Consider the following 11,478-nt stretch of genomic DNA (forward strand, 5'->3'; position numbering starts at 1 on the left):
CACGGTGTCCGGCGTCGGTTGACGGGACACTCCCGGGTGTTAGTGTCCTCTCTGCGAGATAACTAGTCCTCTCTGGTGGTCATATGAAGCTCACCTCGTCGTTCCGGATACCCGCACCGCCCGCTCAGGTGTTCGCGCACTTCCTCGACCCGGACTCCATGCGGGTCTGCGTCCCGGGGTGCGAGGAGCTCGAACGGCCCGATCCCGCCCACTACCGCGGCCGACTGGTCAACGAGATCGCGCACGTCCGGTTCAGCGCCGGGTTCACCGCCGACGTCACCGAGGCCGCCGAGGCCACCGACGGCGCGCCCGCGCAGGTGCGGGCGGTCCTGCGCGGCGAGGACCGCCGGCTCGGCAGCTCGATCAAGGTCGACGCCCGGCTGGGTGTGCGGCCCGACGCGGCCGACGCCGCGGCGTCCGAGGTCGACTGGGACCTCGACATCGCGTTGTGGGGCAAGCTCGGCAGGCTCGGCGAGTCGATCGTCGGGCGGCGCAGCCGGGAGGTGGAGCGCCAGTTCGTCGAACGCTTCACCGCGGTCTGCGCGGCCGGGCCACCCGGCCCGGACAACCCGGAGGTCCGCGTCAGGGGCGCCGGCAGCGGCGCCGCCGCAGGGGCGGTGCCCCTCCGGACGCCCCTGCCGACGCCCCTGACGCCCCCCGCTGCGGTCCCCGTCCGGCCTGCGGCGCCGGTGCTGCCACGGCCCGCGGCCGCGGTCGTGGGCGGCGCGGCCGGAGCGGTCACCGTCCTCGCCTCGCGGAACCGCCCGGTGACGCCGGTCCCCGAGATCGTCCCGATGCCCTCGGGCCCGGCCGGGCGGACGGCGCGTCGCGCCGGCGTCGGGGCCGCCGTCCGTGATCGTGCCGCCGAGGTCGCGGCGCGCGGCCGAGCGGTGGTGGCCGAGATCGCCGGTCGCGTCGCCGAGCGTGCCGCGAGCCGGCTCGTCGCCCGTGGCACCCGGTTCCTCGACCACCGCCGCGCGGCCCGCGAAGGAGCTGCCCGATGACCGCCGCCCTGCACCGGCCCCGCGACCTCGGTGCCGTGCTCGACCTGCTCGCCGGCACGGACGACCCGATGGTCTTCGGCGGCGGGACGGCCGTGCAGATCCTGCTGAAGCAGGGTGTGCTCGCCGCCACCGACCTCGTCGACATCGCCGCCGTGCCCGGGCTCGCCGACCTCGTCGCGACGCCGGGCGGGCTGCGCGCGGGAACCATGGTCACGTTGCGGCGCATGGAGACCGATCCGCTGGTGCACGACCGCGCGCCGCTGCTGGCCCAGGTCTACGGCCGCGTCGCCAACCCGCGGGTGCGCAACACCGCGAGCGTCGGAGGCAACATCGCCCACGGCGACTACCGACTCGACCCGCCGACGGCGCTGCTCGTGCTCGACGCGCGGGTGGAGCTGTCGTCGGCGGCGGGGGTGCGCCACGTCCCGATCCGGGAGTTCTTCACCGGGTTCCAGGAGACCGCGGTGGGCCGCGGTGAGCTGGTCACCGCGCTGGACGTCCCGACGCAGCCGCGGGGCGGCGCGGCGTTCAGCAAGCTGTCGAGCCTCGCGGCCAACGACTGGCCGGTCGCCTCGGCGGCCGTGCTCGTGACCGCCGCCGACGACGTGACCCGTGAGATCCGGATCGGCCTCGGCGCGCTCGCCCCGACCCCGGTGTACGTGGCGGTCACCGTCGCGGCGACCGGGTCCGACGACGACGCCGTCGACGCCGCGCTGGCGGCCGTCGAACCGCTGATCGACCCGCTGCCCGACGTGCGCGGCGGTGTCGGGCACAAGCGCAGGCTCGGCCGGGTCGCGGTCGCCGACGCCGTGCGCGCCGCCTGGACCGACACCCCGCGCGACATCCCGCGAGAGCCACGAGAGGAGGCCTCCGATGACCATCGACTCCCGTTCCGCCGTCTCCGCCGGCGTCGCTGACCGCGGATCCGCCGCGTTCGAAGGACGCGCCGTCGGGGAGAGCTGGGGCCGGGTCGCCGCCCGGTCCAAGGTCCGCGGCGAGCTGCAGCACGCCGCCGACGAGGCGCTGCGCCCGTGCCTGGACGTCGTCGTGACCCGCAGCACCCGCCCGCACGCCGAGATCCTCGGCGTCGACGCCGCGCGCGCGAAGGCCGTCGACGGCGTCGTCGACGTCGTCACCGGCGCCGACCTGCACGCCCTGCTCGGCGACGCGATCTTCACCGGGCCCGCGTTCGCCGACCAGCCGTGCCTGGCCGTCGGCAAGGTCCGCTACGTCGGCGAGCCGGTCGCGGCCGTGATCGCCCGCGGCCGCGCCGCCGCGCGCGCCGGTGCGGAGGAGGTCGCGGTCGACTACCGCGAGCTCGACCCGGTGCACGACGTGGACGCCGCGGTCCGCGGGGCGCCGTTCGTGCACGACGAGCTGCGGCCCTCGGTCGTCTTCGGCGACCTGGCGCACCTGCGCGGCATCCGCGACACGAACGTCAACTACGAGTACGTGCTGCGCCACGGCGACCCGGTCGAGCCGCCGCCGGGCTCGGTCACCGTCTCCGACGAGTTCTGGTGCCCGCCGACCCACCACGTCCCGATCGAGCTCCCCTTCACCGCGGCGTGGCGCGACGGGGACCGGCTGGAGATCCTCTCGACGACGCAGACGCCGTCGTACGTGCGGCAGTCGGTGGCCGACCTGCTCGGCCTGCCGCTGGCGTCGGTGCGGGTGCGCACCGCGCCGCTGGGCGGGAGCTTCGGCGCGAAGATGTACGACCGGCTCGAGCCGCTCGCCGCGGCGCTCGCGTGGACCCGGCGCACCGCCGTGCGGATCGCGGTGTCGCGCGAGGAGGCCTTCCTGCTCACGACGCGCCACGGCGCCGCCGTCACCGGCTCGATGACCGCCGACGCCGACGGCAACATCGTCGCCGCCGACGCCGACGTCCGCTACGACACCGGCGCCTACGCCGACGTCGGGCCGCGGATCACCGCGAAGTCCGGCATGGTCGCCTCGGGGCCGTACCGGATCGCGCAGGCCCACGTGCGGTCGCGCTGCGTCTACACCAACAAGCCGTCGGCAGGCCCGTTCCGCGGGTTCGGCGTCCCGCAGGTGACGTGGTCGCACGAGTCGCTGGTCGACGAGCTGGCCCGCGCCCGCGGCGAGGACCCGGCCGCGTTCCGGCGCCGGAACCTGCTGCGCGAGGGCGACGTGTCGGTCGTCGGCACCCCGATGCACTCGGCGGACTTCGTCGGCTGTCTCGACGCGGTGACCGCGGCCCTCGACTGGGAGTCGCCGCTGGAGCGCCCGACCGGGCGGTACCGGCGCGGGCGCGGTGTGGCCGTCGGGATCAAGGCGGTGCTCACCCCCACCATCTCCAACGCCGTGCTGCAGCTCAACCAGGACGGCTCGGCGACGCTGCTGATCAGCACCGTCGACATGGGTCAGGGCAGCGACACGATCATGGCCCAGATCGCGGCCGAGCCGCTGTGCCTGCCCGAGGGGGCGGTCCGCGTCGTCGCCGCCGACACCGACGTGACGCCCTACGACACGATCACCGCGGGCAGCCGCTCGACCTACCACTCCGGCAACGCCGTGCGGCGCGCCGCGGAGGCCATGCGCGACAAGCTGATCGAGATCGCGGCGGCGCGCTTCGGGGTCGCCGCGACCGACGTCAAGATCACCGGCGACGGTCTGGTCAGCACCCAGACCCAGCAGAAGGCGTCGATCCCCGAGCTGCTGCACGCGCACTTCGGGGCCCGGGGCACGACGCTGACCACCGAGGCCGACTTCCGGACGACCTGGCAGCCGTACGACAAACGGACCGGGCGCTCGCCGCAGGTCACCGAGCACTGGTTCGCCGGTGCCGCGGCCGCGCAGCTCACCGTCGACACCGCGACGGGCCGGGTGCACGTCGAGCACCTCGCGATCGCGGGCGACGTCGGCCGCGCGATCAACCCGGCGCTGGTGGAGCAGCAGCTCACCGGGGCGGCGATCATGGGCGTCGGGCACGCGCTGTTCGACCAGCTCGTGTTCGACGAGGGCCAGATCGTCAACGGGACACTGCTCGACTACCAGCTGCCGTCGATCCACGACGTCCCCGACCGGATCACCCCGATCGTCGTCGAGAACCCGCACCGCACCGGCCCGTACGGCGCCAAGGGCGTCGGCGAGACGACGATCATCCCGCTCGCCCCGGCCATCGCCAACGCCGTGCGCGACGCGATCGGCATCCGGTTCACCCGGTTGCCGCTGACGTCCGAGCGCATTCTCGACGCGCTCGCCGCCCAGGAGGAGCCATCGTGAGTACCGAGATCACCCTGCTGGTCAACGGCGAGCGCCGCGCGGTGCCCGTCGACGACGACGACCTGCTGCTCGACGTGCTGCGCGGCCTCGGGCACACCAGCGTCCGCGAGGGCTGCGGCGTCGGCGCCTGCGGGGCGTGCACCGTCCTCGCGGACGGCCACAGCGTGTCGAGCTGCCTCGCGCGCGCCGTCCGCTACGACGGCGCCGCGCTCACCACGGCCGACGGCCTGCCGGCCGACGACGACGTCGTCGAGGAGTTCGTCGCCGCCCGCGCGATGCAGTGCGGCTACTGCATCCCGGGGTTCGTGCTGATGACCCACGAGCTGCTCGCCGAGAACCCCGACGCGGGCGAGGCCGAGATCGACGCCCACCTCGAGGGCAACATCTGCCGCTGCGGCACCTACCTCGAGATCCGTACCGCGTGCGTGAACGCCGCCCGGCGCCGCCGGGAGGCGGCCCACACCGAGAAGGAGTCCGCGTGAAGGTCACCACCGCCCGGGGCACGATCGAGGTCGGGGACGTCGGCGAGGGCCGGCCCGTCGTCCTGCTGCACGCGCTCGCGCTGTCGGGCAGGCTGTTCGACCCCCTCGCCGCCGACTGGGCCGCGCGCCGGCGCGTCCTCACCCCCGACGCGCGCGGGCACGGCGGGTCGGACTGGGACGGCAGGCCGTTCACCGGCGAGGACCTGGCCGACGACGTCGCCGCCCTGATCGAGACCGTCGTCGGCGGCCCGGCCGATGTCATCGGGATGTCGATGGGCGGCAGCACCGCCGTGCTGCTCGCCGAGCGCAGGCCCGATCTCGTGTCGCGGCTCGTGCTCGCCGACGCCACCGCCGACTACGGCCCCGACCGCGTCGCCTCCTGGGCCGAACGGGCCGAGAAGGCCGTGAACGTCCCGCGCGAGAAGCAGGTCGACTTCCAGATCGACCGCTGGTTCAGCCCGTCGTTCGTGCAGTCGCGGCCCGACGAGGTCCGACGGGTCTGCGACATCTTCGTCGCGACCGACTCGGCGGCGCATGCCGCGGCGTGCCACGCCCTCGGCACGGTCGACGCCGCCGGGGGCCTGGGGACGATCACCGCGCCGACACTCGTGCTGGTCGGCGACGAGGACTACGCCACCCCGCCCACGATGGCCGAGCAGCTCGCCACGGGCATCCCGGACGCCCACCTGGAGGTGCTCACCGCCACCCGGCACCTGAGCCTCATCCAGCGACCCGACGTCTGGCCGTCGATCGAGAAGCACCTGGACTCCTGATGTCCGAGCCGCTGCTCAGCCTGCGCACCCACATCGAGGAGATCGAGAAGCTGGGGGAGCTGCGGCACGTCCGTGGCGCCCACTGGGACCTGGAGCTCGGCGCCATCGCCGAGGTCAGCTACGGGATGGCGCACCCACCCGCCGTGCTGTTCGACGAGGTCACCGGCTACCGGGCCGGTCTGCGGGTCCTGACCGGCTCGACGGGCTCGGCCGCGCGGCTGGCCCGGACCCTGCGGTTGGGCACGCGTCCCGACGGCGCGCCGCTCGACGACGAGGGCGTCGTGGACGCGTTGCGCGCCAAGCCGTCACAGTGGGCCGCCCGCGCGCGCGACTTCCCCGTGCTGCCGGTCGGCGACGCCCCGCTGCTCGCGAACGAACGGACCGGCGACGACGTCGACCTGCTCGCGTTCCCGGTGCCGCGCTGGCACTCCCACGACGGCGGCCGCTTCGTCGGGACGGGGTGCTTCGTCGTCACCAGCGATCCGGAGACCGGCACGCACAACGGCGGCTGCTACCGGATGGAGGTCCAGGACGAGGGCCGCTCGACGACGATCGCGGCGGTGCCCGGCAAGCACGGCGCCCAGAACATCGCGGCGTGGCTGGCGAAGGAGGGACGGGCGCCCGTCGCGGTCTCGTTCGGGCACGACCCGCTGCTGCTCGTCCTGGGCGGCACCGAGGTGCCGCGCGGGGTCTCGGAGCTGGAGTACGCGGGGGCCGTCGCGGGCGAGCGGGTGCCGGTCGTGACGATGCCCGACACCGGGCTGCCGGTACCGGCGGGCGCCGAGATCGCGGTCGAGGGCTGGCTGACCGCCGACGACCTGCGCGACGAGGGACCCTTCGGGGAGTGGACCGGCTACTACTCCGGGCGCCGGCGGCCGTGCCTGAATCTGCGGATCACGCGGCTCTACCACCGTGACGACCCGATCCTGCTCGGCGCCCCGCCCGGGAAGCCGCCGCACGACTACTCCTACATGCGCACCGTCATGAAGTCCGCGATGATCCACGACGAGCTGGTCTCGATGGGCGTCGCGGGCGTCACCAAGGCGTGGGCGCACGAGTCCGGTGGCGGCCGGCTGTTCGTCGCGGTGTCGATCTCGCAGCGCCACCCCGGGCACGCCCGCCAGGTCGCGCACCTCGCCGCGCAGTGCCCGGCGGCCGCGTACATGAACCGCTACGTCGTGGTCGTCGACGACGACATCGACGTCGCCGATCTCGACCAGGTCATCTGGGCGATGTCGACGCGCAGCGACCCGGCCCGCGACATCGAGGTCATGCGGCAGGGCTGGGGGAGCAAGCTCGACCCGATGCTCCCCGAGGGCGAGACGGCCTACAACAGCCGCGCGATCATCGACGCGACGATCCCGTGGGAGCGCCGGGAGGACTTCCCGCGCGTCGCGCAGAGTGATCCCGCCGAGCTCGCCGCGGTGCGGCGGCGCTGGGCGGCGGCACTCGTCTGAGGCACCGCCCCCGCCGGCGTCGTCCCGGTCGGTGGCCCCGGCGTGGTTGTTCCGGGGCACCAACCGGGCTCCGGAGGCGTTGGGCCGCGACACATGTCGGCCGGGGCCACCGCGTCGATAGCGTGACCGGACGGTCGCCGAGGGAGAGGTGTCGACGTGGACGGAACCCTGCGCCCGCTGGTCGACGAACTGTCGCGCATCACGGGCGAGGTCGAGACCGAGCGCGCCGCCGCCGATCGTGCCGTGATCGAGCACCTGCAGCACGAGGTGGCCGCGCTGCGCCGCGCGGTCGCCCACCTGCGGATCTCGCACCAGCCGGTGCCGGAGTCCCTGCGCCCGGTGGTCGCGCGGGCGATGGTCGAGGCGGCGGGGCTCGCCGAGGCCGGCTGACCCGACGCAACCTCACCGTCGCCGCGGGGCACGCGCGCGACCGTGAGGTTGCGCCCCAGGGGTCGGCCGCAACCTCACCGTCGCCGTGGCGCCGCCGGGCGACCCTGGGGTTGCGCCCGGGGTGAGGCGGTCGGGTCCGGGGGCCAGTAGTACTCCGCGGCGGGCTCGTCGTCGGGGAACAGCGGGCCGTAGTGGTCGGGGTCCTTCGCGAGCAGCGCCCGCCGGTGGCTGCGGTGCACCCGCTCGTCGCCGAGCCACGGCGGCAGCAGGCCCAGCGCGGCGAGCTCGGCCTGCGTGCGCGGTGGGGCCTCGCCCGCGGCGGCAGGTCGAGCGCGATCGTGGCCGCGCACGTGTCGGCCCGGCCGCGGGCGGTCCACTCCGTGCAGATCGCGAGGCCGTATGCCGCCACGGCCTGCGCATGCCCCCGCCACATCCGCACCGCCGGATGGTGCCGCCAGCCGTAGCCGCTGCGGGTCAACGCGCGCAGCACCTGCAGCGCCTCGACGCGCTGCTTGCCCAGCCGGCGCGGGTCGAGGACCGCGGCCGTGGCGGCGAAGTCGGCACAGGGCAGGAACGTCTGCATGACGAGGCAGACCTACCCCGTCGGCCTGGCCTCGACACCCCGTGAGTGGCGATGGTCGCCATGGCGACCTGCTGTGGCGACCATCGCCACTCACGACTCAGCTGCTGCAGTGGTCCGACACCGTCGGCGGGACGTCGAGTGCCGGGTTGCGGTCGAAGAACCCCGCGGGCTTGAGCACGAACCCGGTGTAGTCGACCGGCATGACCGGCCAGTCCTCCGGGCGCGGGAAGTGCGTGAGCCCGAAGGTGTGCCACACGACGATGTCCTCGCCGTCGACCGGGCGGTCGGCCTGCACCCAGGCCGGCAGGCCCGCGCCGCCGGGGTTCTGGTTGACGAAGTCGCCCGCGGAGTAGCGCTCGGCCGGGTCGTACGCGGTGACCCACAGCGCCTTCGTCGAGAACGCGGCCCGCGAGGCGATCGACGACGCGTCGTCGGCGAGCAGGGTGGGCTGACCGGTCGGGTGCAGCACGTACCCGACCGGCTGGCCCAGCGCGTTGTGCTTCTCCGGGTTGACGATGTGCCACACCCGCGCCGACGCGGCGTCGGCATCGCGCTGGGCGTCGGACTCGCGGGACAGCCGGGTCACCTTGCGGCGGAACGCGTTGCCGTACGGGTTGCCCTCGCCCATCGGCACCCGCGCCGCCTCGACCTCGTCGACGGCGTTGCGCGCGCCGTCGACGGTCATGTCCAGCCGCGCGGAGAACAGGTGCTGGTGGAACGGGGCGCCGAGGCCGGGCGCGATCTCCGTCGCGTACTCCCCCGGGGTACCGGAGGTGAACACGATCCCGGTCGCCTTGCACTCGAGCTCGATGGTGCCGTCGAGGTAGAGGTACCAGTAGAAGCCGTAGTCGTAGTTGCCGATCGGGGTGAAGAACGAGATGACGAGCCGGCGCTGGCGGCGGGTCTCGCGGGACCCGGTGAACATGTCCGTGTGCTTCCAGAGGACGCCGTAGTCCTCCTCGTGCATGCAGATCGCGTTGCTGATCGTGCGCGGGTTGCCGAGGTCGTCGGCGACGACGACGTCGGTGTAGAGGATGTCGCCGAGGCAGTCGCAGCCAAGCTGCAGCGAGTCGGCGTAGCGGGCGAACATGTACTCGCCGCAGTCGAAGTAGTTCTGCCAGAAGCGGACCGGTGCGGGGTCGGCGTAGGGCACGACCATCTCCGCGACGGACGCGCGGTAGCAGATCGGCCGGTCGTCGAACGCGATCTGGTGCAGCGTGAGGCCCTCGCGCTCGTTGAACCCGATCCGCAGGTCCCACTTGCCCCAGCGGACGTGCCCGTCCTCCACGGTGAAGGAGCGGCCGTGCGGCTGGGTGATCTCGATCGGCTTGAGCGAGTCCAGCGGCGGGCCCTGGACCTGCGGGTCGTCGAAGTTGCCCGACGTCGCGGGCACCGGGTGCGGCGCCTCGTCGACGATCCGGTCGACGGTGCGGCGGGTGAGGTCGACGTAGGCGACGAGCCCGTCGATCGGGTGCGCCCACGGGTGGTCGCGCTCGTGGTCCTGGCGGAAGCCGAACGCGCGCACGATGCGCCGCCCGACCTCGTCGGGATAGTCGTAGACCCCGGCCGAGAGCGGCACGGCGCGCACCGACGCGGGGTCGATGCCGCGTTCGCGCAGCGCGCCGAGCCACCCGGCGTCGGCGTTGAGGATGTCCTCGATCATCTCGAACTCGGTGTCGATGATCGGGGGCTGGCCGTCGCGGGGCGGGTCCAGCTCGCGCTGCGAGACGACGCTGCGGGTCTGCGTCGAGACGACGGTGTCCCAGGAGCGGCCGGTGGCGAGGTCGAGCAGGACGGCCCGGAACCGGCGGTCGCACTCGTCACCGGCGAGCACCTCGGACTTGGGCGGCTCCTCCGGGGCGAAGAACGCGTAGCGGACGTGCTCGGTCAGCAGCCCGGCCTCGGTGAGCACCTCGCGCACCGTGTCCACCTCGGCGGCGGAGGTCATGGCCAGCGGGTGGGCGGTGCCGGAGCTCGTGCGGGACTCGGCGAGGGTCATGGCGGATCCTTCCCTGGCGAGAATCGGTGTCAGGCGGCGTCGGCGGCCGGCGCGGGGGCGGTCGGTTCGGGCGGTGTGGCGGGTCGGCGGCGGGACCAGAACAGCCCGAACACGAACGCCAGCACGAGGATCGCGCCGATGCCCGCGGCGAGCCCCGCCGAGCCGCCGATGAGGGTGGGGAAGTTCGAGACGGTGAGCCACAGGCACACCAGCAGCCCGGCGAGCCCGAGCACCGGCGCGACCACGGTCTGCCACAGCCGGGTGTCGAGGCGCTCCCGGCGGAAGAAGACGATGACGGCGGCGCAGGTCAGCGCCATCAGCGCCAGCACACCCAGCGTCGCGGTACCGGCCATCCAGGCGAAGACCTGCGTCACCGGGTCCATCCCGGCGATCGCGAAGACCACGACGAAGACCAGCGCCGTCAGCGTCTGGGTCAGCGACGCGACGTGCGGCGACGCGTGCCGGGGATGGCTGCGCCCGCAGGCCGCGGGCAGCGCGCCGGACCCGCCGAGGGAGAACAGGTAGCGGGCCAGCACGTTGTGGAAGGAGAGCAGCGCGGCGAACAGGCTCGTGCACAGCAGCACCTGGGCGACGTCGCCGCCGACCGGGCCGAGCACGTTCGTGATCGTCGTGATGATCATGTTCCCCGGGTCGGCGGTGGCCTGCTCGACGGCTGCCGTGTCGCCCCACGCCGAGACGACCGACCAGCTCGAGAGCGTGTAGAACACGCCGATCACGACGAGGGCGAGGTAGGTCGCACGCGGGATGGTGCGGTTCGGGTCGCGGGCCTCGTCGCGGAAGACGGCGGTCGCCTCGAACCCGATGAACGACGCGATCGCGAACATGATCGCGATGCCGAGCGACCCGGACACCACCTGCGACGGCTGGACCAGCGCCGTCGAGAGCCCTTCGGCGGAGCCGCCGCCACGGCCGATGACGACGAGATCGAGCACCAGCACGATCGCCACCTCGGCGACGAGGAGCGTGCCGAGCACCCGGCTGGACAGCTCGATGTGCCGGTAGCCCAGGACCGCGACGACGCCGAGCGCGACGATCGACCACAGCCACCACGGCAGCGCGGGTCCGCCGTAGTGCTGCACGAGCCCGTCGACGACCGCCCCGATGTAGCCGTACACGGCGAGCTGGACGGCGGTGTAGGTGACGAGGGCGAGGAACGCCGCACCGGTGCCCGTCGCGCGGCCGAGCCCACGGGCGATGTAGGCGTAGAACGCGCCCGCGTTGGGGATGTGCCTGCTCATCGCGCAGAACCCGACCGCGAACAGCAGCAGGATCACACAGCACAGCGCGAAGGTCGTCGGGAAGGCGGGGCCGTTGCCCGCCGCGATGCCGAGCGGGACGGTGCCCGCGATGACGGTCAGCGGCGCGGCCGCGGCCACGACCATGAACACGATCGACCCGACCCCGAGGGAACCGGTGAGCCCGCGTGGGCCGTCGGTGGTGGGCTGGGTGGCGGGCCGGTCCGTCGTGCTGATGGCTCTACCTTCCCTTCGCACGGTGGTTCCCGGCAGGGAGCGCTTTCGGTG

At 73.9% G+C, this 11,478-nt stretch carries 9 protein-coding genes and 1 pseudogene; 7 read left to right on the forward strand and 3 right to left on the reverse strand.

Annotated features, from left to right (window positions below):
• Positions 1-83: 83 nt before the first annotated feature.
• The 7 genes from PSD17_RS15460 (at position 84) to PSD17_RS15490 (ending at position 7,352) form a co-directional block, all read left to right on the forward strand.
• On the forward strand, positions 84-1,004 hold the full coding sequence (locus PSD17_RS15460) for a CoxG family protein (RefSeq protein WP_013675846.1): 921 nt from the start codon (positions 84-86) through the stop codon (positions 1,002-1,004).
• On the forward strand, positions 1,001-1,921 hold the full coding sequence (locus tag PSD17_RS15465; protein ID WP_013675845.1) for an FAD binding domain-containing protein: 921 nt from the start codon (positions 1,001-1,003) through the stop codon (positions 1,919-1,921). The genes PSD17_RS15460 and PSD17_RS15465 overlap by 4 nt, the downstream gene beginning before the upstream one ends.
• On the forward strand, positions 1,878-4,250 hold the full coding sequence (locus tag PSD17_RS15470) for a xanthine dehydrogenase family protein molybdopterin-binding subunit (protein WP_013675844.1): 2,373 nt from the start codon (positions 1,878-1,880) through the stop codon (positions 4,248-4,250). Before PSD17_RS15465 ends, PSD17_RS15470 begins: the two co-directional genes overlap by 44 nt.
• On the forward strand, positions 4,247-4,732 hold the full coding sequence (locus PSD17_RS15475) for a (2Fe-2S)-binding protein (protein ID WP_013675843.1): 486 nt from the start codon (positions 4,247-4,249) through the stop codon (positions 4,730-4,732). Before PSD17_RS15470 ends, PSD17_RS15475 begins: the two co-directional genes overlap by 4 nt.
• On the forward strand, positions 4,729-5,505 hold the full coding sequence (locus tag PSD17_RS15480) for an alpha/beta fold hydrolase (protein ID WP_013675842.1): 777 nt from the start codon (positions 4,729-4,731) through the stop codon (positions 5,503-5,505). Before PSD17_RS15475 ends, PSD17_RS15480 begins: the two co-directional genes overlap by 4 nt.
• Positions 5,505-6,962: a UbiD family decarboxylase gene (locus PSD17_RS15485; protein ID WP_103380158.1), complete on the forward strand. Its 1,458-nt coding sequence runs from the start codon at positions 5,505-5,507 to the stop codon at positions 6,960-6,962. The genes PSD17_RS15480 and PSD17_RS15485 overlap by 1 nt, the downstream gene beginning before the upstream one ends.
• Positions 6,963-7,118: 156 nt before the next feature.
• Positions 7,119-7,352, forward strand: coding sequence for a hypothetical protein (locus tag PSD17_RS15490; RefSeq protein WP_013675840.1), 234 nt, complete (start codon positions 7,119-7,121; stop codon positions 7,350-7,352).
• A 74-nt stretch (positions 7,353-7,426) separates the two neighbouring features.
• Here the strand turns inward: PSD17_RS15490 and PSD17_RS15495 are convergent.
• The 3 genes and pseudogenes from PSD17_RS15495 to PSD17_RS15505 all read right to left on the reverse strand — a co-directional run bounded on the left by PSD17_RS15495 (position 7,427) and on the right by PSD17_RS15505 (position 11,427).
• Positions 7,427-7,935 (reverse strand): annotated as a pseudogene (locus PSD17_RS15495) (MSMEG_6728 family protein).
• A 97-nt stretch (positions 7,936-8,032) separates the two neighbouring features.
• Positions 8,033-9,934: a primary-amine oxidase gene (locus tag PSD17_RS15500; RefSeq protein ID WP_103380160.1), complete on the reverse strand. Its 1,902-nt coding sequence runs from the start codon at positions 9,932-9,934 to the stop codon at positions 8,033-8,035.
• 29 nt (positions 9,935-9,963) lie between these two features.
• A complete protein-coding gene (locus PSD17_RS15505) occupies positions 9,964-11,427 on the reverse strand; it encodes an APC family permease (RefSeq protein ID WP_103380161.1) in 1,464 nt (487 codons plus the stop codon).
• Positions 11,428-11,478: the final 51 nt, after the last annotated feature.

Source organism: Pseudonocardia sp. D17 (assembly GCF_036984265.1).
GTDB lineage: Bacteria > Actinomycetota > Actinomycetes > Mycobacteriales > Pseudonocardiaceae > Pseudonocardia > Pseudonocardia benzenivorans.